Source organism: Streptomyces rectiviolaceus, from assembly GCF_039533825.1.
Lineage (GTDB): Bacteria > Actinomycetota > Actinomycetes > Streptomycetales > Streptomycetaceae > Streptomyces > Streptomyces rectiviolaceus.
This window is the reverse complement of the sequence record NZ_BAAAUG010000100.1, coordinates 1-21281: the sequence shown is the minus strand read 5'-3', so window position 1 is coordinate 21281 and position 21281 is coordinate 1. Positions and strand designations below refer to the sequence as shown.

The window sequence follows — 21281 nt, the reverse complement described above, 5'->3', positions numbered from 1 at the left end:
CCCCGGCGGCCGGAGCGGGGCGGACGACCGGGCGGCGCCCAAGCCCAAGACGCCGAACTCCCCGCCGGCGAAGCCGGCCACGCCCGAGCCGCCACGCCCCGTGCCGACCCCGGCCGAGGTCTTCCCTCCCAAGCGCCGCCCGACGGACCCCCCGCACCAGCTCGCCGCGGGCTAGCTACTCTGGGGGCATGGAATACGTCTCCGCGCTCCTGCCCCCCGTAGTGATGGCCGTGTTCTTCGGCGGTCTCATCGTGACGATCGTGAAGACCCAGGGCGGCGCCAACAAGGCCAAGGAGGATGCGGCCGTCGACGCCGTGATCTCCCGCGCCGAAGGCGCCCGGCAGACCCCCAAGGCCTGACTGAGGCCCGACCGGCTCGACCGGCCTGACCGGCGCCGACTCCCGGTGACCTGAGGTCACCGTCCGCACACCCCTGCACACTCTTGGCGTACGACTCGCTCACATTCCGAGTCGTACGCCCTTTTTGTTGTGGAAATGGCGCCTCGCCCACGTCCGTCACGTCATTAGTGACATCTCCCACTATTGTTCTCGTGTGCCTCGCCCCTTGGGAGAACTCGAAGACTCAGTCATGACACGGGTGTGGAAGTGGAACCGCCCCGTGACCGTTCGAGAAGTCCTGGAAGACCTTCAGCAGGAACGGTCCATCGCGTACACCACGGTCATGACCGTTTTGGACAATCTTCATCAGAAGGGCTGGGTGCGCCGTGAAGCGGAAGGCCGTGCCTATCGATATGAGGCGGTCTCCACTCGGGCCGCCTACGCCGCCGCACTGATGAACGAAGCATGGTCGCAGAGCGACAACCCCGCCGCGGCTCTCGTCGCGTTCTTCGGGATGATGTCGGCGGAACAGCGCGAAGCACTCAGTGACGCGATGCGCATCGTCGGCCCTGCCGTTCAAGCCCCGGCCCCGGAGAACCCCGGCGCGGCGGAGCCCGAAGCAGAACGATAGCGTCCGGTCATGCCAGCAGAACCCCCTGAACTCAGCGCTAAAGCGGTCTCCGTACGCCGGGCGCGCACCGCAGATGTGCCGGTCGTACGCAACCTCCTCGACTCCTACACCCGTCAGGGGATCCTGCTCGACAAAGCGACAGTCGCGCTTTACGAGTCCATCCAGGAGTTCTGGGTGGCGGAACGCGACGACAACGCCGAGGTCGTCGGCTGCGGCGCCCTGCACGTGATGTGGGAAGACCTCGCGGAAGTGCGCACTCTCGCGGTGAACCCCGATGTCAAGGGCGTAGGAGTGGGTCATCAGGTGTTGGAGAAGTTGCTGCAGACCGCTCGCTGGCTCGGTGTCCGGCGGGTTTTCTGTCTCACCTTCGAAGTCGACTTCTTCGCGAAGCACGGCTTCGTGGAGATCGGTGAGACGCCTGTCGACGGAGATGTCTACAGCGAGCTGCTGCGTTCCAAAGACGAGGGTGTCGCGGAGTTCCTCGGCCTCGAACGAGTGAAACCGAACACCTTGGGCAACAGCCGGATGCTTCTGCATCTGTGATCGTCGCCGGTATTCCGAGCTGCCTGCTGCCCCGGTTCCCTATGTCCGAAACGCGCACGTTTCCTGGGTTCTCGGGACCCCCGGTCTCTCCCGGGGGTTTGTGTTTTTCCAGCAAAAGCGGTTTGCTTTCCGACGTACTGCAGTACTGCATATAACAGGGGGCGGCGATTCTGCGGCTCGCGCCGTGCGATCCGGCCCTAAGTTATCGATGAAAGGAAATCCGGTGGCACAGAAGGTTCAGGTCCTTCTTGTCGATGACCTCGACGGCGGCGAGGCAGACGAGACCGTGACGTTTGCGCTGGACGGCAAGTCCTACGAGATCGACCTCACCACGTCGAACGCGGACAAGCTCCGCGGTCTTCTTGAGCCGTACCTCAAGGGCGGTCGTCGCACCGGTGGCCGTGGTTCGGCCGGGCGTGGCAAAGCCCGTGCCGCTGCCGCGAGCGGCGGTCAGGACACCGCGGCGATCCGTGCCTGGGCGAAGGACAACGGTTTCGAGGTCAATGACCGCGGCCGCGTCCCCGCTTCCATTCGCGAGGCCTACGAGAAGGCCAACGGCTGACGACAGGTCCGTCGCAACCGGACCCGGTGGCACTGCGTTGCCGCCGTGTCCACAAGTCGTACGAGACCGGAGCCCACGGCGGGGTCGCTGTGGGGCACGGTGCCACCCCCCACGCAGTACAGGGACGGCAGTGCCGGCAGCGTCGGCTCCACCTCGCACCCGGGCTCTGGGGGTCGCAGCCAAACGGCGGCCCCCTGGGAGCCGGACCACCCCGGAGGCGTGGGCGCGTCGATCCGTCCGCCCGCACCGATGGCCGTGAGGTCCAGTGGGATGCCACCCCACTCCAGCCACTCCAGGAGCCCCGGCAGCTCGTCGGCGCTCCCCGCGGCCACGAAGAGCCGCATCGTTTCCCCTCGCAGAGCCACCGGAGCCTTCGGCCCAAGATGCCGCAGGGCGGCGAAACCGGCTTCCGCGGGCAGCTGCAGTACATCGAAGCGGAGCCCCGTCAGGAGCTGCACCGGCAGCCCGGGGCGGTGGTCGCCCGCCGCCCAGCCGAGCTCGTTCTCGTACCACTGCCGCACCGGGTCGCTCTGCTCGACCGGTACACGGGGCGGGGGAACGGTGACGGTGATGGCCATGCCAGGAGCAACCGGCCGGAAGTGCTCCGGGTTACGCAGCGTGGCACTGTGAATGCGGACAGTGTCCGGAAAGAGGGCGTAAGGGCGTGTTCGGCGGCGCAAGGGTGTTCGCCCGTAGCGGAGGGAACCGGCGCGCGCCGCATGGAGTGTCAGTCCTTACGGGTAAGACATCCCTAGTGGGGAGGGGCGACACACGCGCGAGGCCGTCTCACGTTCGCCATCGGCGTAGCTGTGGTGAGGGTAAGTGCTTGGCCTGCGGGAACATCGTCTCGCACCATCGGGTTGGAGCAGTTGTCGGCGTTCGGGGTCAGGAGGCACCTCTTGTTCTCGGCCGGGTGTCGGCAGTTGGAATGAGCGGTCCCCGCTTGCGGGACTAAGCTGCGGAAGGACAGGGAGGGGACAGCCCCCTTACTGCCTGACCGCTCTGAGGAGCGATTAACGATGTTCGAGAGGTTCACCGACCGCGCGCGGCGGGTTGTCGTCCTGGCTCAGGAAGAAGCCCGGATGCTCAACCACAACTACATCGGCACCGAGCACATCCTCCTGGGCTTGATCCACGAGGGCGAGGGTGTCGCCGCTAAGGCCCTGGAGAGCCTCGGGATTTCGCTCGAGGCGGTCCGCCAGCAGGTGGAGGAGATCATCGGTCAGGGCCAGCAGGCCCCGTCCGGCCACATCCCCTTCACCCCCCGTGCCAAGAAGGTCCTGGAGCTCTCGCTCCGCGAGGCCCTTCAGCTGGGCCACAACTACATCGGCACGGAGCACATCCTGCTCGGCCTGATCCGCGAGGGCGAGGGCGTCGCCGCCCAGGTTCTCGTGAAGCTGGGCGCCGATCTCAACCGGGTGCGGCAGCAGGTCATCCAGCTGCTCTCCGGATACCAGGGCAAGGAGACCGCCACCGCAGGCGGTCCTGCGGAGGGCACGCCTTCCACGTCCCTGGTGCTCGACCAGTTCGGCCGGAACCTCACCCAGGCCGCTCGTGAGTCCAAGCTCGACCCGGTCATCGGGCGCGAGAAGGAGATCGAGCGGGTCATGCAGGTGCTGTCCCGCCGTACGAAGAACAACCCCGTGCTCATCGGCGAGCCCGGCGTCGGCAAGACCGCCGTCGTCGAGGGCCTGGCGCAGGCCATCGTCAAGGGCGAGGTGCCCGAGACCCTCAAGGACAAGCACCTCTACACCCTGGACCTGGGCGCCCTTGTCGCCGGTTCGAGGTACCGCGGTGACTTCGAGGAGCGCCTGAAGAAGGTCCTCAAGGAGATCCGCACCCGCGGCGACATCATCCTGTTCATCGACGAGCTCCACACCCTGGTGGGTGCGGGCGCCGCCGAGGGCGCGATCGACGCCGCGAGCATCCTCAAGCCCATGCTGGCGCGAGGCGAGCTGCAGACCATCGGTGCCACGACGCTTGACGAGTACCGCAAGCACCTGGAGAAGGACGCGGCCCTCGAGCGCCGCTTCCAGCCCATCCAGGTCGCGGAGCCGTCCCTGCCGCACACCATCGAGATCCTCAAGGGTCTGCGCGACCGTTACGAGGCCCACCACAGGGTCTCCATCACGGACGAGGCGCTGGTCCAGGCCGCCACCCTGGCTGACCGGTACATCTCGGACCGCTTCCTGCCGGACAAGGCGATCGACCTGATCGACGAGGCCGGTTCCCGGATGCGCATCCGCCGGATGACCGCGCCGCCGGACCTCCGCGAGTTCGACGAGAAGATCGCGGGTGTCCGCCGCGACAAGGAGTCGGCCATCGACTCCCAGGACTTCGAGAAGGCGGCCTCTCTCCGCGACAAGGAGAAGCAGCTGCTTGCGGCGAAGGCCAAGCGCGAGAAGGAATGGAAGGCCGGCGACATGGACGTCGTCGCCGAGGTCGACGGCGAGCTCATCGCCGAGGTCCTCGCCACGGCGACGGGCATTCCGGTCTTCAAGCTGACCGAGGAGGAGTCCTCGCGTCTGCTGCGCATGGAGGACGAGCTCCACAAGCGGGTCATCGGCCAGAAGGACGCCATCAAGGCGCTTTCGCAGGCGATTCGTCGTACGCGTGCGGGTCTGAAGGACCCGAAGCGTCCCGGTGGCTCGTTCATCTTCGCCGGCCCGTCCGGTGTCGGTAAGACGGAGCTTTCCAAGACGCTCGCCGAATTCCTCTTCGGTGACGAGGACGCCCTGATCTCCCTCGACATGTCGGAGTTCAGCGAGAAGCACACGGTCTCGCGTCTCTTCGGTTCGCCGCCCGGATATGTCGGCTACGAAGAGGGCGGGCAGCTGACGGAGAAGGTCCGCCGCAAGCCGTTCTCGGTCGTCCTCTTCGACGAGGTCGAGAAGGCCCACCCGGATATCTTCAACTCGCTCCTCCAGATCCTGGAGGACGGTCGCCTGACCGACTCCCAGGGCCGGGTCGTGGACTTCAAGAACACGGTCATCATCATGACGACCAACCTCGGCACGCGTGACATCTCCAAGGGCTTCAACCTCGGATTCGCCGCGTCGGGTGACGTCAAGACGAACTACGAGCGCATGAAGACCAAGGTCAACGACGAGCTGAAGCAGCACTTCCGCCCGGAGTTCCTGAACCGTGTCGACGACACGGTGGTCTTCCACCAGCTCACCGAGGAAGACATCATCCAGATCGTCGACCTCATGATCGCCAAGGTGGACGAGCGTCTCAAGGACCGCGACATGGGCATCGAGCTCAGCGGTGACGCGAAGAAGCTGCTGGCCAAGAAGGGTTACGACCCCGTCATGGGCGCCCGGCCGCTGCGCCGGACGATCCAGCGCGAGGTCGAGGACATCCTGTCGGAGAAGATCCTCTTCGGCGAGCTCCGCCCCGGCCACATCGTGGTCGTCGGCACGGAGGGTGAGGGCGAGGAAGCCAAGTTCACCTTCCGCGGCGAGGAGAAGGCGGCGCTTCCGGACGTCCCGCCGATCGAGCAGGCCGCTGGTGGCGCGGGGCCTAACCTGAGCAAGGAGGCCTAGGCCTCCGGCCCGCAGGCCGCCGTCAAGGCTCGCAGGGGCTGTCCCGGACCGTTTCTCATGGTCCGGGGCAGCCCCTTTTGCTTTGACCTTTGGCTGCGCGTGTTTCGTGGCTTGGCGCGCAGTTCCCCGCGCCCCTTACGGGGCGCCCCCTTTCTATGACGTGATCGTGATCCCTTCCGGTACGTTCCGCACGCGCGGGAGGCGGGGGTTCACGCGGAGCACGCTCAGGTTCGGGAAGCCGGAGAGCCAGGACATGTCCGTGTCGGCCAGCTCGGCGGTGATCCACAGGTGGGTGAGCTGCTCGTGCTCCAGGCCGTCGAGGAGCTCCTCGGTGCGCATGACGCCGACGACCTGGATCCAGGGCCGCCCGCCGAGGTGCCGCAGCGCCGCGAGCTCGGCGGTGTCGGACACGGGGAAGTACAGGCCGAGCGGGTCGAGGTGGGCGATGATCTCGCGCGCGTACCGCTCCGTGTCGAAGTGCCGCCACGGGCGGACCAGTTCGGCCCGGATGGACAGCGACGAGCGGTGGCGCATGCGGGCGAGGTAGTCGATGGCGGCGTCGTCCTGGACGCGGGTCGCCGTGATCGCCAGGAGGAGCGCCTGCTGGTCGCTCGGCACCTGCTCGGGGTCCGGCAGCTGCTCCAGGACGATGGGGCCGACCCAGCCGAGGCTGCGGGCGGCCAGTTCGGTCGTGGGGCGTACGAGGTTCTTGGTGCGGTCCTGGACGAGTTGCTGCACCGCGGGGTCGAGCTCGGTGACGTGCTCCAGGCAGGCCGCGGCCATCAGGCGCCGGTGGTTCACGTGCGGGCGGCGCAGGTTCGGGGCGGCGGCAAGGAGCCGCTCCAGGAAGTCGGCGCACTCCTCGGGCCGTGCGTGGGCGGCGGCCATACGGATGACCTCCTCCCACTCGGCGCGGTGCGCGTGCTCGACGAGGGTGCGGAACTGGCCGCGGGCCACTATCTCCTTGGCGGCCAGATAGTCCTGGAAGGTGCGGTGGATGAAGTCCACCGAGAGGCCCGCCTGTTCGCGCAGCAGACCCGTGCGGTGCAGCAGATGACGGAAGATCTTCTCGCCGTCGCCCTCCGCGCGCGCCGAGGGAATGGCGGGCAGGGCGCCGTCCAGGATGGCCACCACGCGCTCGCGCGGCAGCTCCGACACGCCCTCCTCCACCATCGCGTGGGCGAGCTTGCGCAGGAGCAGTTCCCGGGGGCCCTGCTGGAGGTGTACGTCATCGGCGTACAGGACGTCCCGCTCGGGATCGCGGCGCTGGAGGAGCATCTCCAGGGCGGCGTCGTACAGCTCCTTGCGGCCGTTGGGCAGTGAGCCGGAGCGGTCGCGGTTGAGGGCGCAGATCAGGCCGCACATCAGGGGATTGGTGGCGAGCTGGCGCAGCTCGCGGTAGATGCGCACGGAGTTCAGCAGGCGCTCCTCGTACTCCCGCAGCTTGTCGCGTTCCGTCTGCTCCTTGCACTGCTCGTCGCTCATCGCGGCCGCGTGCCAGTCGTGGATGAAGCGGGTGACCTGGTCGCGCGACATCGGCGCGAGGGAGAGTTCCTTGAAGCCCTCTTCGGCGAGGCGCTCCTGGGCGAGCCAGCCGTCCTCGACGGCGGAGGGGCGTGACGTCACCAGGCAGCCGTTGCCGGAGAAGATGCGAAGCAGCCGCCGCAACTGGTTGCGCAGCTCGCCGCGGGACCCCTCCGGGGCCTCGTCGATGCCGTCGACCAGGAGCATGGCGCGGCCCGCGAGGAGGGTGCGTACGACCCAGCCCTCCGGGGCCTGGTCGGCCAGCGGGTGGCGGATGGCGTTCAGAAAGTCGTCCGGGGCGGGGAAACCCTCGCGGGCGAAGCGGCGTACGGGCAGGACGAAGGGCACGCGGGACCCCTCGCGCGCCGCGGCCACGGCGAGCCACTGGACGAGGGTCGTCTTGCCCGAGCCCGCGACACCGCGGAGCAGCACCCGCTCGTGGCCCTCAAGGGCCCGATCGGCGAGCAGCACGGTGCGCGGCTCGCCCGGTACGCCGCTGCCGCTGCTCTCCTCGGCCTCCAGGCTGAGGTAGGTGTCCTCCAGGGGCCAGCGGTCCGGCGCGTTGGCGAGGTCCACGCCGACGATGGTGAGCCAGCCGTGCTGACGTACGACCTCTTCGGCGTACGCGGCCTCGAAGTCCCGGTCCTCCTGGGACCGTTCGGGCTTGCGGGCGGCGGCCTCGGTGTCGTTCAGGTCGATGAGCTGGCGGATACGGCTCGCCCTCTCGGCCATGTGTCGCTGGATGTGCGGGGAGCGTCGGACGAAGTGGTACAGGACATGCAGGCACACGGCCACGAGCAGTTCGTCGTGGAACGACGCGGCGCCGGGGGAGAGGGCTCGGTCCGCGCCCTGCACGGCACCCCTGAGACGCCGTGCGTAGTCCTGCGGGCCCAGGCGTACGGCGTCCACATCCGTGAGGTCGAGCTCACCCATGGCGAGGAGCGTCCGCGTCAGCACCTCGATGACAGCGGTGAGTTCGGCCGCCGGGGCGGCGTGCGTCTCGGCGGCGAGGTTGACGAGATCGGCAGCCGTGCGGTGCACGTCGTCCGGCGTCGCGGGGGCGTCCGGGCCGCGCCAGGTGGTGAAGGCGGCGATCAGCTCGGGCGCGGTGGGCGCTTGCGGGGGAGGCGTGCCGATGAGCCGTTGTACGAGGGGTGTGGCGAGGGTCGAGGGAATACGGACAACGGGCTCCATGGACATAGGGGGTCCCCTGCGGGTGGGCCTGTGGGTGGGATTTCGTGTGCCGTGGAGGGTCAAGGGTAGGTGAAGGGGCCGGGGGGCGGCGGGGGTTGGGGCGGGATTGATACCACCCTCCGGCGGAGCGCCGGTGGGCGGCGGTTGCAAGAAAGTCGCTTTTGGGGCCCGCTCAGGGGTGAGTGGAGTGCGACTTTCTTGCAAGCCCCCGCTGTCGTCAGCCGAGCTTGGTGCCGTACACGTTGTCGACCGTCATCGTGATCAGCACGCGTCGGTCGGAGACCATGACCTCGCGGTACTCGTCCCAGTTCGGGTGCTCGCCCGCGGCGGCGCGGTAGTAGTCCACCAGGGCTTCGACCTCGGGGCCCTGCGGGTCCGTTCCCGGGCCGACGAGGGTGGCCGTGCCCTCGGCGGTGGCCCAGGCGCGGCCGTCGGGGCTGGTGACCTCCAGCGTGGCTCGGGGGTCGCGGCGCAGGTTCGCGATCTTTGCGGTCTTCGCGGTCGTCGATACACGGATGACGCCGTCGGAGCGGTCGTACGACGGCATGACGGGCGAGAGCTGGGGGCGGCCGTCGGACTTGATCGTCGCCAGTACACCGAGGTTGCTCTGCGCGAGGAGGGCGTGCGGGTCGAAGTGTGTGTCTGTCGTCATGTGGGGCCCAACTCGCCGCTGGGTACGCGGTATTCCGGCTCGTGCTGGGCCACACGGGTGATTGACGGGAGCGGGGGGGGGCCAGATGGAGCTCTTCAGGGATCGATGCCGTCGATCGCGTCCTGGACCACGCGCGACAGGTCCTCCTCCGTGGGGACCAGTTCACGGTCCGCCGGATTGAGCGTCGAGTAGGACGTCACGGCCATCGGGTTGTTGCTGGCGTCGAGAGCGAGCTGCGCGGCCGCCTTGTTGTGGCGGGCTCCGATGAGGAAGCCGATGGTCGCGTCGTCGCGCTGCGGGTCGCGTACCAGCTGATCGACCACGCTGACGTAGAAGTTGAGCTTGCCGATGTGCTCGGGGCGTACGTCCTTCGTCTTCAGCTCGAAGACGAAGTAGCGGTGCAGCTTCAGGTGGTAGAAGAGCAGGTCGATGCGGAATTCGTCGCCGCCGATGACGACGGGGTACTGGCGGCCGACGAAGGCGAATCCGACGCCGAGTTCGGTCAGGAAGCGGATCATGCCGGCGACGATGGCCTCTTCGAGCTCGCGCTCCGCGTGCTGCTTGTCGAGCCCGAGGAAGTCGAGGCGGTACGGGTCTCGCGCCAGCTCCTTGAGGGCGTCGGATCCCTCGGGGGCGGTCGCCGCGAAGTTGTTGGCGGCGGAGCCCTGGGTGAGGTGCAGCCCCTGGTGGATGAAGCGCTCCAGGATGGCGCGGGACCAGCCGTTGCGGACGGCTTCGGTGGCGTAGAAGTCCAGCTCGGGGCGGGTTTCGAACTTGTCCAGGAGGACCATGACGTGCCCCCAGGGCAATTGTGCAGCAGGCTGCTGCACAATTGGCTCCGGCCAGGTGCGGGCCATCTTGTGCATGTACATCAGGTTGCGGCGGGAGAAGCCGCGCTGGCTCGGGAAAGCCGTTCTGAGGTCTGTGGCAAGACGGTTGACGACCTTGGTGCCCCAGCCCTCCTCTTCCTGGCGGTGGAGGATCAGCTTGCCGATCTGCCAGTACATCTGGACCAGTTCGGTGTTCACGGCCCGCTGGGCGCGTACGCGTGCGCCTGCGACGGTTTCCTTTACCTCGCCCAGGAGGTCGCCGTACCAGGACGGCAGGGCGTTCGAGTGCGGCTGGGCGGGGACGATGGCCTTGGGGTCGGGGTCGGGCTTGATCCCGGCTTTGGCCTCGGTGTTCTTGCGCATGGGGCTGAGACTTGCGTAAGTCTGCTTTACAGGTCGGGAGTTGGTGTCTAGTCACTCGAAGGTGTGACTCGGCCCGCGCCGAGCCCGCTGCGGTGCAGCTCAGGGCCTCGTGATGACCGAGAATTCGTTGCCCCCGGGGTCGGTGATGGTCGCGATCCGGCCGTACGGGATGTCCTCCGGGGTGGTGGACGTGCCGCCGGACGCGGTGGCTTGCCGCGCCACCGCGTCGGTGTCGGCCACCTCGAAGGTGGTGGCCCAGGCGGAGGCGGGGGTGGGGGTGGACGTCGATGCGGTGTTGTCTGCCGGGATGCCGAAGATTCCGCCGATCTCGTGGCCGTCGGGGCGGCGCAGGAAGGTGAAGTCCGCTTCCGGCATGACGTCGTTGAGGTCCAGGGTGTAGTCGAAGACCGCCGAGTAGAACGCTCGGGCTTGGCCGGGGGCCGGGGTGAGCAGGTCGTTGCGGACGAGCGAGCCCGGTTCGTTCACGATTTCGCAGCCGATGTGCGTGCGGGCCTGCCAGAGCCCGAAGCGGGCGCCCACGGAATCCTCGGCGATGGCCATGCGGGCGGCGCCTCGGGCCATGACGTCCGCCGGGCCCTCGCGCAGGGTGCCGCCCGCCTCGGTGATGCGTTTGGCGGTGGCTTCGCAGTCGGCGGTGGCGAAGTACATGGTCCAGCCGAAGCCTGTGAGGGCTTGTGCCTGCGTGATCGCCGCGACGGGCCGGCCGCGCAGGAGACATGTCGCGCTGCGTCGTCCGCCGGCAGCGGGTTCTTCGGAGTACTCCCAGCCGAAGAGGGCGCCGTAGAACTCCAGGGCACGGTCGTACTCGGGCACGCGGAGGTCGATCCAGGTGGGGGTGCCGTCGGGCTGGGCGCTCGTGACGTGGCTCATCGCGCGTTCGCTCCTTGCGTCCTTCGTCGGAGTGGAAGGGGGAGCGTCTGACGCTAGGGGTCTAGTAGGTCAGTTCCTGGCCTATTTGAGTGCGACGGGGCGGCCGTCGACGGTCAGCCGCAGGGAGTCGGGTAGTGGGAAGGCGTCGATCGTGGCGTGAGCCTGCGCCACCGTCACCCGCTCCAGCCGGGGGTGGCCTCGCAGCGGGGTGAGGTCGGGGGGCTGCGGTTCGTACAGGTGGAGGTCGCCGCGTCGGCCCCGGCCGCCTCGTGCCAGCGGCGGATGAAGCCGTGATGTTCTCGCGGCTCATCCGGGAGAGCGTGAGATCGGTGAAGTCCTCGCCGCCGAGCCAGTCCTCGCGTACGGCCGACGGGCGCGAGGTGACCAGCCAGAGGTTGCCGGGGAAGGCAGTGAGGAGGTCGGAGAATCGGCGCCGGGTTCGTTCGCGTTCCTCCTCGGGGACCTCGTCGATGTCGTCGATCAGCAGGAGGCCCCGGCCCGCGGACAGGACGCGGTCCGTCCAGCCGGTGGGCTGGGAACCGGCGAGCGGATTGCCGACCGCGCTCAGGAAGTCCCCGGGGGTGGGTAAGGAAGCGCCGCCGCGGGTGAGGGTGCGCAGGGGGAGGACGTACGGCACGCGGCCGATGAGGTGGGCGAGGTCGCCGTGAGCCGGTCCTGGCGGGCGGTGGTGACCGCCGGCCACTGCACCAGGGTGGTCTTGCCGGAGCCGGCCGCGCCACGCAGTAGGACGCGCTCGGTCCCCGCGAACACTCCTTCGGCGGGGGAGGGGGCCCTGCGCCCGCTCCAGGGCGTCGGTGAGGGCTTCCAGCTCGATGGCGCCCATCGGCCGCTCGCCGGTCTCCCGCGCTGCGCGACGCGCCAGCTCGCGTACGAGCCTGCGGAAGTCCTTCTCGTCGAGCGTCCGCTTCTCGCCCCTGAAGGACACCAGTGCCGACAGCCGCACCGGCCTGTCCACCAGGCCCGCGCCCGGTCCCTCTCGTGCGAACAGTTTCTTGATCAGAGGGGCTACGACGCCCGAGGCGAGCCGGGTGCCTATGACCGCGGGATCCATGCGCGGCAGCGTAGTGCCGGTCACATTCCGGAGGTTGTGGATCTCGGGGGTCGGTGACATGACGCACAGGCGTTTTGTCCGGTACTAGGCGGAATAGTGGGAGCGTCCGGAGTGGGGGAAAGGACCTTCGGTCCGCAACCTCCGGGACCTTCGGCTCGTCGGGGGGTCGGGGCCCGTACTCGGGCCAGTGCTGGCCCGGAGGACCTTCCCGAAGTGGGGTTAAACCTGCCCTCGACGGCCAAATCCGGCAAGTGGTTGAAGGGGGAATTGTCGGAATTTGGGGGTGTCAAGGAGTAGAAAGTCGGGCGGTGAGCTACGGCTTTCGGTAGTAGATGGGGGGTTTGAGTGGGTGGCGGGGTGCGGGTTACCAAGGGATGGCCAACCCGGCGGGACGCAGAGCTGCGTATGCCGGGTCCCTTTGTGCCCGGCATGCCCCGCATGCCACACGCTCCCCATCCCGGAGGTCATCCGCATGTCGAAGCGCGCCACGTCCCACCTTTCCGGTCTGTCCCTGCTCCGTACGCGGACGGCCGTCGTCACCGTCGCGGGCCTTGGGCTCGGAGCATCGGCAGTTCTCGGTTCCGGGGTCGCGGCCGCTGCGGACAACTCCAAGAGCAGCGCCCTGCCCGGCGTCTCCGCCAACTCGATATCGGCGCAGGCCGACGCGCAGGCCAAGGCCGCGGGCAAGGCCAAGCAGGCCGCCGCCAAGAAGGCCGAGCAGGCCAAGCAGGCCGCCGCCAAGAAGGCTGCCGCCTGGCAGGACCCGGTCGACAAGTACACGCTGTCCGCGTCCTTCGGGCTCGGCGGCAACATGTGGTCCAGCAAGCACTCCGGCCAGGACTTCGCCGTGTCGATCGGCACCTCCGTCGAGGCCGTGCACAACGGCACCGTCGTCAAGGCCGGCGGCAACGGCGCCGGTGACGGCCCCGCGTACGGCAACGCCATCGTGATCAAGCACGACAACGGCACCTTCTCGCAGTACGCGCACCTTTCGAAGATCGACGTGCGCGTCGGCCAGACCGTCGGCACCGGCCAGCACATCGCCGCCTCCGGCAACACCGGAAACTCCAGCGGCCCGCACCTGCACTTCGAGATCCGTACGACCCCGAACTACGGCTCCGCGGTCGACCCGGTCGCGTTCCTGCGTTCCAACGGTGTCACTGTCTGACCCGACAGTCGCTCAGGTGCCCTCGTGCGCCTGTGTCACCAGATCGATGGCGACCTCGAGGATGGCCTTGCGCTTCTCCTCGGGGTCGCCTTCGGCGTCCTTGAGCACGAACATCCCGCCGTGCATCGTGAACAGCGCGCTGAAGCAGCGCACCTGGGTCGTCATCGGCGCGTCCGGCTCCCGGAGGGTGTCGAGCAGGCTGAGCATGCGGTCCTTGAAGGTCTCACCCGTCTTCAGGTCCCGCATCGTCGCCTGGTTCTCCTGCATGAAGCGGAAGAGCGGGGACGCGTCCGTGAGGATCTCGCTGTAGCGGGTCAGGATCGTCCGCTTGGTCTCCAGGGTGTGCGGCTGGTCCTTGCCCCACTCCACCAGTTCGTCGATGGGCCTGGTCAGGTCGTCGAAGATGCTGGTGAGGATGTCTTCCTTGGTCTTGAAGTGGTAGTAGAGCGCCGCCTTCGTGACGTCCAGACGTTCCGCGATCTCGCGCAGTGACGTCTTCTCGTAGCCCTGCTCGGCGAAGAGTTCGATGGCCACGTCCTGGATGCGCTGGCGGGTGTCCCCGCGGCGCTGCTGCTTGCCCGTGCCCGCGGCCGTGCCCGTGCCCGTGCCTGCGCCCGCGTTCTTGCCCGCGCTCTTGCCCGTGACCATCTTGGTGCTCCTCGGCTCCCTCGACTCGAATCCTTGGACCCGACTTTACTTACTTGACGCCCGGCTAGTTAGGGGTCTAGTTTCCCTCAGTGTAGTCAGCTTGCCGGTCGGCAAGTAAGTAGGAGTAGGCAGTCGGGGAAACCGGGGAGTGGGGAACATGGCGGAGATCAAGAAAAAGCCGGGGGAACAGGCGAAGCAGGACGAGCATCCGGGCAAGCAGGCCAAGGAAGCGCCACAGCCGCGCAGTGTGCGCGTCGTGATGATGGCGCTGATGGTCACGATTCTGCTCGCGATGCTCGACAACATGATCGTGAGTCCCGCGATGCCGACGATCGTCGGTGACCTCGGGGGCATGGAGCACCTGTCGTGGGTCGTCACCGCGTACATGCTGGCGACCGCGGCCTCGACCCCCATCTGGGGCAAGCTCGGCGACATGTACGGGCGCAAGGGCGTCTTCCTCACCTCCATAGTGATCTTCCTGCTCGGTTCCGTGCTCAGCGGAATGGCGCAGGACATGGGCCAGCTGATCGGCTTCCGTGCCGTCCAGGGGCTCGGCGCGGGCGGTCTGATGGTCGGCGTCATGGCGATCATCGGTGAGCTCGTCTCGCCGCGGGAGCGCGGCAAGTACATGGGCATGATGACCGGCGTCATGGCGGTCGCCATGATCGGCGGGCCGCTCGTCGGCGGCACCATCACCGACCACCTCGGCTGGCGCTGGGCCTTCTACATCAACCTGCCGCTCGGCGCCGTCGCGCTCGCCATGGTGACCGCCGTGCTTCACCTGCCGAAGAAGAAGGCAGAGGGACGGATCGACTACCTCGGTGCGGCCCTGCTGACCGTGGGCATCAGCTCGCTCGTGCTCGTCACCACGTGGGGCGGCACGGAGTACGCCTGGACCTCGACCGTGATCATGGAGCTCATCGCGATCGGCGTCGTCGCGCTCATCAGCTTCGTCATCGTGCAGAAGAAGGCCGCCGAGCCGATTCTGCCGCTGCACATCTTCCGCAGCCTCAACTTCACGCTGATGTCGGTGATCGGCTTCATCACCGGGTTCGTGATGTTCGGCGCGATGCTGTTCCTGCCGCTCTACCAGCAGGCGGTGCAGGGCGCGTCGGCCACCAACTCCGGGCTGCTGCTGCTTCCGATGCTGCTCTCGATGATGGTCGTCTCGTTCTTCTCGGGCCGGTTCACCACCTCCACCGGCAAGTACAAGATCTTCCCGATCGCGGGCACCGTACTGATGGTCATCGGGCTCTTCCTGCTGTCGCAGATGGACACCGACACCTCGCGGTTCACCTCGGGCCTCTACATGGCGGTGCTCGGCGCGGGCATGGGCTGCCTGATGCAGATCACCATGCTGGTCGCGCAGAACAGCGTCGAGATGAAGGACATGGGCGTCGCGTCGTCATCGGCCACGCTCTTCCGTACGCTCGGCTCCTCGTTCGGCGTCGCGATCATGGGGGCGCTCTTCAACAGCCGGGTCGAGGACACGATGTCCGAGCGTGGCGGGGCGCTGGGCGGCAAGGTCACCGAGCAGTCCGCGCAGCTGGACGCGGACAGTCTGTCGAAGCTGGCTGCGCCGGTGCGGGACGCGTATCAGCATGCTGTTTCCGCCGGTACGCACTCTGCGTTCCTGCTGGGGGCGGTCATCGGGGTCGCCGCGCTGATCGCGGCGTTCTTCGTCAAGGAGGTTCCCCTGCGGGGGTCTGGGCCCAAGGACTCCGAGCCCAAGGATTCTGAGTCCAAGGGCTCCGACTCCGGGGGCGAGAAGCTGGCCGAGGACGTGGCTGGGGACGCCGCGCCTGGTCCGCGGGACGCGGTTGCAGAGGCCGTCTGAGCCTGCGGTCCTACTCCCTCGGCTGAACGGGCCCCCGGCACCTTCTGGTGCCGGGGGCCCGTTGCTGTGGCCCGGAGGTGCCCGGAGGTGCCCGGCGGCAGCTACTTGTACTTGTCCGGAAGCTGCAGGATCGGGAAGCTGCCCGTGTTCGTCGGGGCGTGTTCCGGGAGCCAGAGGACCGCGACCGCGCCCTCCGCCGGGTCTTCGGGGCCCGCGCCCGCGGGAGTCACGTTGCGGAAGGTGAGCCTCGCGCCGAGCACCCTCGCCTGGCCCGCCGCGATCGTCAGGCCCAGGCCGTGGCCGACCCCCGCGCGGTCCGTGCTGCCGGTGCGGAAGCGGCTCGGGCCCTCCTCCAGGAGACCCGCGGGGAACCCGGGGCCGTGGTCGCGGACCCGCACCACGCGGCCCTCGACGCTGACCTCGACCGGCGGCTTCCCGTGCTTGGCCGCGTTGGCGAGGAGGTTGCCCAGGATGCGCTCAAGGCGGCGCGGGTCGGTGGTGACCTCCGACTCGTGCACCACCGTCACCCTCACGTCCGAGTTGAGGACCGCGATCCGCCGCGTCACGAACTCGCCGAGCATCAGGTCCTGCAGCTCGGCCCGCTCGGCCGCGCTGTCCAGACGGGCCACTTCGAGTACGTCCTCGACGAGCGTGCGCATCGCCTGCGCCCGGTCCCTGACCAGCTCGGTCGGCCGTCCCGGCGGCAGCAGCTCGGCCGCGGTGAGCAGGCCCGTCACCGGCGTACGCAGCTCGTGCGCGATGTCCGCCGTCACCCGGCGCTCCGCTTCGAGGCGCTGCTTGAGCGCGTCCGCCATCGCGTCCACCGACCGCGCGAGGTCATCGGTCTCATCGCGTACGACGCCGCCGATGGCGTCTCGTACGCTGACGTCCGTCTCTCCCCGAGCGACTTCCTGCGCCGCGGTCGCCGCCTTGCGCAGGCGCCGCGAGAGCTGGCCGCCGATCAGCACGCCGAGCGCGCAGCCGCCGAAGACGACCGAGATGGAGCCGATGACGAGGGCCTGGTCGAGGTCCTTCATGACGGTGGCGCTGCGGTCGGTGAAGCGGGTGTGCAGCGACAGGATGTGGCCGTCGCTCAGCGGCACCGCCGCCCAGATGTCCGGCACACCGCCCGCGTGGTCCTCCACGTAGGTCGCGCGGCGCCCGGTGAGGACCTTCGCCAGGAGGTCCCTGGGCATCTCCGGGTCATCGATCTTCATGCCGAACTGGCCCGTGCGACCGGACGTCTCGTAGATCCGCTGGGCGTACAGGATCCGCTCGTCCTGCACGTCGCGCGCGTTGTCGAGCATCGAGACGCGCGCCGCGTTGTGCACGACCAGGCTCAGTGCCACCGCGACAAGCGCGCCGACCAGCGCGATCGCCGCGCTGATCTTCCAGCGCACACCGGTGCGCAGGCCGGAGCCCAGCCTCGCGCGCAGGCGGGCGCCCAGCGCGGCCACCGTCCCCCTGCTCATATATGTCCCCCGAGATGCGCCGCCGCGGCGTCGAACCGTGCCGCGCCGTTCAGTCCTTCAGTCATGCCGTCGGCTCATGCCCTGAGCTTGTAGCCGAAGCCGCGGACCGTCTCGATCCGGTCCTGGCCCACCTTCGTACGCAGCCGCTGCACATGGACGTCGACGACGCGGGTGTCACCGCCCCAGCCGTAGTCCCACACGCGCTCAAGGAGCTTGTCGCGGGAGAGGACCGTGCCGGGCGCGGACGAGAATTCGAGCAGCAGGCGCATCTCGGTCGGCGTCAGTGCCACGGGAGCGCCGTCTTTGCGGACCTCCATGCCCTCCGTGTCGATCTCCAGATCGCCGAAGTGCAGCACACCGCCGTCCGGCGAACCGCCCTCACCGCCGGCGGGCGCCGCCGAGTCGGGGCCGCTCGCGTGGCCGAAGCGGCGAAGGACGGCGCGGATCCTGGCCACCAGGACGGCGCCGTCGAAGGGCTTGGTCACGTAGTCGTCGGCGCCGGCCTCCAGGCCGAGCACGACGTCGATGGAGTCGGCACGCGCCGAGAGCATGATCACCGGGACCGTGGACTCGTCGCGGATGCGGCGGCACAGCGAGACGCCGTCAAGGCCGGGCACCATCACGTCGAGCAGCGCGATGTCAGGGCGGTCGGCGCGGAACGCCTCCAGGCCCTGGAGACCGTCGGGCATCGCGGTGACGACGAAGCCGTCCCGTTCGAGCGCGAGCTGTGTCGCCTCGCGGATGACGTCGTCGTCCTCGACGAACAGGACATGGGTGTGCTCTGCCATCGGGTGCTCTCAGTTCTCCGTCGGAGCGGGTGCGTCGCTGCCCGCCGCGCTGCTGTAGTGACTGCGGGTGCGGTCCGTCTCGGTGAAGTGGTTCGAGGACCAGCGGTACGTGATGACTTCCTCGCCGGAGGGATACGACACCGGATCACCCTTCTCGTACACCTGCTTGGTGACCACCAGGTCGCCCCGGTCGATCTCCGCGTAGACGGGTGGCTCCTCGTCCTGGAAGACATTCTCGTACTTCTTGCCTTCGGCGCGATACACGTAACTGCTGGTTCCGACCGCATCGCCGCAGGTCATGATGTTCACGACGACGTCGGAGGCGGATCCTCCGGTCAGGTTGCCGTACGAGACGTCGACCGGGTACTCGTCGGCGACGCAGGGCTTCAGGTCGCGCTTGACCGTCTGGCTGACCTTCGGGTCGTCCTTGACGAGCTTGACCGCCTCCAGGCTGGAGGGCGGCGAGGGCGCGGACGTCGTCGACGGCGTCGGGGACGGCGAGGGGGTCATCACCGTCTCGCCCCGGTTGCCGGGGCCCTCGTCCCGGGCGCCGGAGCCGCCGGTCGAGCAGGCGGTGAGCAAAAGGCCGATGGCGGCGAGCGCGACCACCGCCGCACTCCCCGCCCTCATCGTCCTGCCAGCCCGGGTGCTTAGGCCGCGCAACGCTCCCGCTCCTCACGTTCGAGCGCGCCGGTGGCGGGCTCCTCGCGGTCCCGGCTCTCCAGCTCCTGGCGGAGCCGGGCGAGCGCCCGGTGCAGAGTGCTCTTGACCGTTCCCGCCGACATGCCGAGTGCCGCGGCCGTCTCCTCCGTGGACATCTGCTCCCAGTGTCGCAGCACGACGACACTGCGCTGCTTGGGTGCGAGCACCTTCATGATGTCCATCAGGAGGGCGCGGTCCGCATGCTGTTCGGTGGAGTCTTCCACGCGGGCGTCGGGCAGCTGCTCGGTGGGGACCTCTTCGAGCTTGCGGGCCCGCCACCACTCCGTACGCGTGTTGATCATGACGCGGCGCAGATAGGCGTCCGCGAGCCGCTTGTCGGCTATGCCGTCCCAGCGGCCGTACGTCCGCACGAGCGCGGTCTGCAGCAGGTCCTGCGCGTCGACGGGGTCGGGGACCAGGCGCCGGGCACTGCGCAGCAGGGCGTCCTGCCGAGTGCGGACGTACTCTTCGAACTCGAGCACCTCGCCGTGCGCCATACCTAACCGCCTCCGTTCACCGACCACCGCTGCTTGTGCGGTACGGATACGAAGCTACGGAGGCGTTGTCACGAGGCTGTGCGGAGCAGCCGCCGGGGGGCGCACGGCCTTCCGTCGGTTGTGTAACAGATGTAGGCGGGGCGTAAAGCGGGGGCGTTTCGCTGTGATTTGGCCGCTGCCTCAGGTGAGAGGCAGGCGGTAGAGGCCTTCGGGGAGGGGCTCGACAAGGCCGTCGGAGACGAGCCCGTCCAGGGCGCGGGCCCGCTGCACGGGTTCGTCCCACACTCGGTCGAGAGCCGCCTGCGGTACGGGAGCGACGGCCTCCCTGAGCACCGCGAGCAGCTTGCCGCGGACCTGGCGGTCCGTTCCCGCGTACGTCTGGCCCCGGCGGGCGGGACCCTGGTGCGCGGGTTTACCGGCCGCCTGCCACGCGCACTGCTCCGCAATGGGACAGCGGGCGCAGTTCTCGTTCTTGGCGGTGCAGACGAGGGCGCCGAGCTCCATGGAGGCGGCGGCCCAGCGGGACGCCGTGCGGTCGTCATCGGGGAGGAGGGCGCGGGCGAGCTTGCGCTCGGCGGCGGTGGTGGCGTTGGGCGGGTACTGGACGCCGGTCACGGCACGCGCGAAGACGCGGCGCACGTTCGTGTCGAGTACGGCGTGACGCTGGCCGTACGCGAAGGAGGCGACGGCCGCGGCGGTGTACTCGCCGATGCCGGGCAGCGCGAGCAGCTGCGCGTGCTTGGCCGGTACGTCGCCGCCGTGCCGTTCCGTTATGGCGACGGCGGCGCCGTGCAGCCGGAGCGCGCGGCGGGGGTAGCCGAGGCGTCCCCAGGCGCGGACGGCTTCGCCCGGGGCTTCCTTGGCGAGGTCGGCGGGGCGGGGCCAGCGGGCGATCCACTGCTCGTACACGGGCAGGACGCGGCTGACCGGCGTCTGCTGCAGCATGAACTCGCTGACCATCACGCCCCAGGGTCCGGCGTCGGGCCGCCGCCACGGCAGGTCGCGCGCGTTCGCGTCGAACCAGGCGATGACGGGGCTGTGCAGGGCCTCGCCGGCGGGCTCGTTCTCGGGGTTCTCGGGGCTGTCTGACATTGGCATGGGCTTCGTGGGCGCAGTCATGGCAGGACGATCCTGCCACGGGGGTGGCGGGGGGCGGGCCAGGCGGGGCTCGTCGGGGGCCGTACGTTTTTCGCTCGGCGGCGTTGGCGGGGGTGTGGGGCTGCGCCGGGAGCCGTGCTTCGGGCGGACGTGTCGGCACGTCTCCATTTGTGGGTACGGTGCCGCGCCGGTATGTCCGTCCTCGCTATCGTCCGGTGGCCGCGGGGTTGCTTCGGCTGGGGAGTCCTGCGAACCGTGCTCCGGGCGGACATACCGGCCCGTCCCCTCGCGTTCGTTGCCGCCTGGGTCCGTCTCGCTGCCGGCTGCGGGGCGTGTCCGTCTGTGGGTACGGTGCCGCGCCGGTATGTCCGTCCTCGCTATCGTCCGGTGGCCGCAGGGCTACTTCGGTTGGGGAGTCCTGCGAACCGTGCTCCGGGCGGACATACCGGCCCGTCCCCTCGCGTTCGCTGCCGCCTGCGGACACCTGGGGCCGAGCTCCCCTGGCCGTCCCACACCCCGCGTCTGCCCACCCCCGTGGGCAGAGACAGCCCGCCCACCCCGCCCGTGCGAGGCACCTCCCCGCCTGGCCGTCCCACTCACACTGACCTCTACCCACCCCCACGGGTACGGGTTGCCGGCCCACCGCGCTCGCGCGGGGCGCTTCCTAGCCCACCCAGTGCGTATGGACCGCCCGCCCGCTCCCCGCCCGCCCCTGGCTGGTCCATGTCGCGCCGTTTGTCGCCCCCCTTGGAGCGTGAGGCGCCTCCTAGCCCACCGGCGTGCGTTTGGACCCCCTGTCCACCCCGACCGCGCGTAGCGCCGCTTCCCCGCCCACCCTGATTGCGCGAGACGCCTCCCCGCCCACCCCTGTGTGTACGAATCGCCCCCACCCACGAAGCTCTTCCCTGCCCCCCGACCGTCGAGAC

At 69.0% G+C, this 21281-nt stretch carries 18 protein-coding genes and 2 pseudogenes; 7 read left to right on the top strand and 13 right to left on the bottom strand.

Annotation, left to right across the window (positions count from 1 at the left end):
• Nucleotides 1-188 precede the first annotated feature (188 nt).
• The 4 genes from ABD378_RS27075 to ABD378_RS27060 all read left to right on the top strand — a co-directional run bounded on the left by ABD378_RS27075 (nt 189) and on the right by ABD378_RS27060 (nt 2074).
• Nucleotides 189-359 (top strand): hypothetical protein, encoded by a 171-nt coding sequence (locus ABD378_RS27075; RefSeq protein WP_202121271.1) that lies wholly within the window; start codon nt 189-191, stop codon nt 357-359.
• 193 nt (nt 360-552) lie between these two features.
• On the top strand, nt 553-969 hold the full coding sequence (locus ABD378_RS27070; protein ID WP_344524731.1) for a BlaI/MecI/CopY family transcriptional regulator: 417 nt from the start codon (nt 553-555) through the stop codon (nt 967-969).
• A 9-nt stretch (nt 970-978) separates the two neighbouring features.
• Nucleotides 979-1512 carry an amino-acid N-acetyltransferase gene (locus ABD378_RS27065; protein ID WP_344524729.1) on the top strand — a complete coding sequence of 178 codons (534 nt, stop codon included), beginning with the start codon at nt 979-981 and terminating at the stop codon, nt 1510-1512.
• A 223-nt stretch (nt 1513-1735) separates the two neighbouring features.
• Nucleotides 1736-2074, top strand: a complete 339-nt coding sequence (locus ABD378_RS27060) for a histone-like nucleoid-structuring protein Lsr2 (protein WP_344524727.1) — start codon at nt 1736-1738, stop codon at nt 2072-2074.
• Here the strand turns inward: ABD378_RS27060 and ABD378_RS27055 are convergent.
• Nucleotides 2053-2652, bottom strand: coding sequence for an SCO3374 family protein (locus tag ABD378_RS27055; protein ID WP_344524725.1), 600 nt, complete (start codon nt 2650-2652; stop codon nt 2053-2055). The two genes, ABD378_RS27060 and ABD378_RS27055, sit on opposite strands and share 22 nt — an antisense overlap.
• 441 nt (nt 2653-3093) lie before the next feature.
• Here ABD378_RS27055 and ABD378_RS27050 point away from each other — a divergent pair, with 441 nt between their 5' ends.
• Nucleotides 3094-5619: an ATP-dependent Clp protease ATP-binding subunit gene (locus tag ABD378_RS27050; protein WP_344524723.1), complete on the top strand. Its 2526-nt coding sequence runs from the start codon at nt 3094-3096 to the stop codon at nt 5617-5619.
• A 153-nt stretch (nt 5620-5772) separates the two neighbouring features.
• On the opposite strand, the gene ABD378_RS27045 is transcribed toward ABD378_RS27050, so the two are convergent.
• The 6 genes and pseudogenes from ABD378_RS27045 to ABD378_RS44325 all read right to left on the bottom strand — a co-directional run.
• Nucleotides 5773-8337: an NACHT domain-containing protein gene (locus tag ABD378_RS27045; RefSeq protein ID WP_344524721.1), complete on the bottom strand. Its 2565-nt coding sequence runs from the start codon at nt 8335-8337 to the stop codon at nt 5773-5775.
• A gap of 217 nt (nt 8338-8554) precedes the next feature.
• Nucleotides 8555-8989, bottom strand: a complete 435-nt coding sequence (locus ABD378_RS27040; RefSeq protein ID WP_344524719.1) for a PPOX class F420-dependent oxidoreductase — start codon at nt 8987-8989, stop codon at nt 8555-8557.
• Between the two features lie 95 nt (nt 8990-9084).
• Nucleotides 9085-10182: a PDDEXK nuclease domain-containing protein gene (locus ABD378_RS27035; protein WP_344524717.1), complete on the bottom strand. Its 1098-nt coding sequence runs from the start codon at nt 10180-10182 to the stop codon at nt 9085-9087.
• A 99-nt stretch (nt 10183-10281) separates the two neighbouring features.
• Nucleotides 10282-11073 carry a VOC family protein gene (locus ABD378_RS27030; protein ID WP_344524715.1) on the bottom strand — a complete coding sequence of 264 codons (792 nt, stop codon included), beginning with the start codon at nt 11071-11073 and terminating at the stop codon, nt 10282-10284.
• Between the two features lie 248 nt (nt 11074-11321).
• A pseudogene (locus tag ABD378_RS27025) lies at nt 11322-11862 on the bottom strand (NACHT domain-containing protein); the annotation flags it as partial.
• Nucleotides 11846-12145, bottom strand: a pseudogene (locus ABD378_RS44325) (NACHT N-terminal Helical domain 1-containing protein); the annotation flags it as partial. The pseudogenes ABD378_RS44325 and ABD378_RS27025, both read right to left, overlap by 17 nt.
• Before the next feature lie 472 nt (nt 12146-12617).
• Here ABD378_RS44325 and ABD378_RS27020 point away from each other — a divergent pair.
• A complete protein-coding gene (locus tag ABD378_RS27020; protein WP_344524713.1) occupies nt 12618-13313 on the top strand; it encodes a M23 family metallopeptidase in 696 nt (231 codons plus the stop codon).
• Nucleotides 13314-13325: 12 nt separating this feature from the next.
• Here the strand turns inward: ABD378_RS27020 and ABD378_RS27015 are convergent, their stop codons facing one another.
• Nucleotides 13326-13961, bottom strand: coding sequence for a TetR/AcrR family transcriptional regulator (locus tag ABD378_RS27015; protein ID WP_344524711.1), 636 nt, complete (start codon nt 13959-13961; stop codon nt 13326-13328).
• 157 nt (nt 13962-14118) lie between these two features.
• Between ABD378_RS27015 and ABD378_RS27010 the strand changes: the two genes are divergently transcribed.
• Nucleotides 14119-15798, top strand: coding sequence for an MDR family MFS transporter (locus ABD378_RS27010; RefSeq protein ID WP_344524709.1), 1680 nt, complete (start codon nt 14119-14121; stop codon nt 15796-15798).
• Nucleotides 15799-15899: 101 nt separating this feature from the next.
• Here the strand turns inward: ABD378_RS27010 and cseC are convergent, their stop codons facing one another.
• From cseC to ABD378_RS26985, 5 genes are all read right to left on the bottom strand, one after another.
• Nucleotides 15900-17270, bottom strand: coding sequence for a two-component system sensor histidine kinase CseC (cseC, locus tag ABD378_RS27005; RefSeq protein WP_344524707.1), 1371 nt, complete (start codon nt 17268-17270; stop codon nt 15900-15902).
• Nucleotides 17271-17344: 74 nt separating this feature from the next.
• Nucleotides 17345-18058 carry a two-component system response regulator CseB gene (gene cseB, locus ABD378_RS27000; RefSeq protein ID WP_344524705.1) on the bottom strand — a complete coding sequence of 238 codons (714 nt, stop codon included), beginning with the start codon at nt 18056-18058 and terminating at the stop codon, nt 17345-17347.
• A gap of 9 nt (nt 18059-18067) precedes the next feature.
• A complete protein-coding gene (locus ABD378_RS26995) occupies nt 18068-18688 on the bottom strand; it encodes a hypothetical protein (RefSeq protein WP_344524703.1) in 621 nt (206 codons plus the stop codon).
• A 20-nt stretch (nt 18689-18708) separates the two neighbouring features.
• Nucleotides 18709-19257, bottom strand: a complete 549-nt coding sequence (locus ABD378_RS26990; RefSeq protein WP_344524701.1) for a SigE family RNA polymerase sigma factor — start codon at nt 19255-19257, stop codon at nt 18709-18711.
• A gap of 180 nt (nt 19258-19437) precedes the next feature.
• Nucleotides 19438-20376, bottom strand: a complete 939-nt coding sequence (locus ABD378_RS26985) for an HhH-GPD family protein (protein ID WP_344524699.1) — start codon at nt 20374-20376, stop codon at nt 19438-19440.
• Nucleotides 20377-21281 lie beyond the last annotated feature (905 nt).

Coding starts and splice junctions, on each gene's coding strand:
- ABD378_RS27020 (WP_344524713.1), top strand. CDS start 12,618: ATGTCGAAGCGCGCCACGTCCCACCTTTCCGGTCTGTCCCTGCTCCGT.
- ABD378_RS26990 (WP_344524701.1), bottom strand. CDS start 19,257: ATGGCGCACGGCGAGGTGCTCGAGTTCGAAGAGTACGTCCGCACTCGG.
- ABD378_RS26985 (WP_344524699.1), bottom strand. CDS start 20,376: ATGACTGCGCCCACGAAGCCCATGCCAATGTCAGACAGCCCCGAGAAC.
- ABD378_RS27065 (WP_344524729.1), top strand. CDS start 979: ATGCCAGCAGAACCCCCTGAACTCAGCGCTAAAGCGGTCTCCGTACGC.
- ABD378_RS27040 (WP_344524719.1), bottom strand. CDS start 8,989: ATGACGACAGACACACACTTCGACCCGCACGCCCTCCTCGCGCAGAGC.
- ABD378_RS27015 (WP_344524711.1), bottom strand. CDS start 13,961: ATGGTCACGGGCAAGAGCGCGGGCAAGAACGCGGGCGCAGGCACGGGC.
- ABD378_RS27030 (WP_344524715.1), bottom strand. CDS start 11,073: ATGAGCCACGTCACGAGCGCCCAGCCCGACGGCACCCCCACCTGGATC.
- ABD378_RS27075 (WP_202121271.1), top strand. CDS start 189: ATGGAATACGTCTCCGCGCTCCTGCCCCCCGTAGTGATGGCCGTGTTC.
- ABD378_RS26995 (WP_344524703.1), bottom strand. CDS start 18,688: ATGAGGGCGGGGAGTGCGGCGGTGGTCGCGCTCGCCGCCATCGGCCTT.
- ABD378_RS27035 (WP_344524717.1), bottom strand. CDS start 10,182: ATGCGCAAGAACACCGAGGCCAAAGCCGGGATCAAGCCCGACCCCGAC.
- cseB (WP_344524705.1), bottom strand. CDS start 18,058: ATGGCAGAGCACACCCATGTCCTGTTCGTCGAGGACGACGACGTCATC.
- ABD378_RS27045 (WP_344524721.1), bottom strand. CDS start 8,337: ATGGAGCCCGTTGTCCGTATTCCCTCGACCCTCGCCACACCCCTCGTA.
- ABD378_RS27055 (WP_344524725.1), bottom strand. CDS start 2,652: ATGGCCATCACCGTCACCGTTCCCCCGCCCCGTGTACCGGTCGAGCAG.
- ABD378_RS27010 (WP_344524709.1), top strand. CDS start 14,119: ATGGCGGAGATCAAGAAAAAGCCGGGGGAACAGGCGAAGCAGGACGAG.
- cseC (WP_344524707.1), bottom strand. CDS start 17,270: ATGAGCAGGGGGACGGTGGCCGCGCTGGGCGCCCGCCTGCGCGCGAGG.
- ABD378_RS27050 (WP_344524723.1), top strand. CDS start 3,094: ATGTTCGAGAGGTTCACCGACCGCGCGCGGCGGGTTGTCGTCCTGGCT.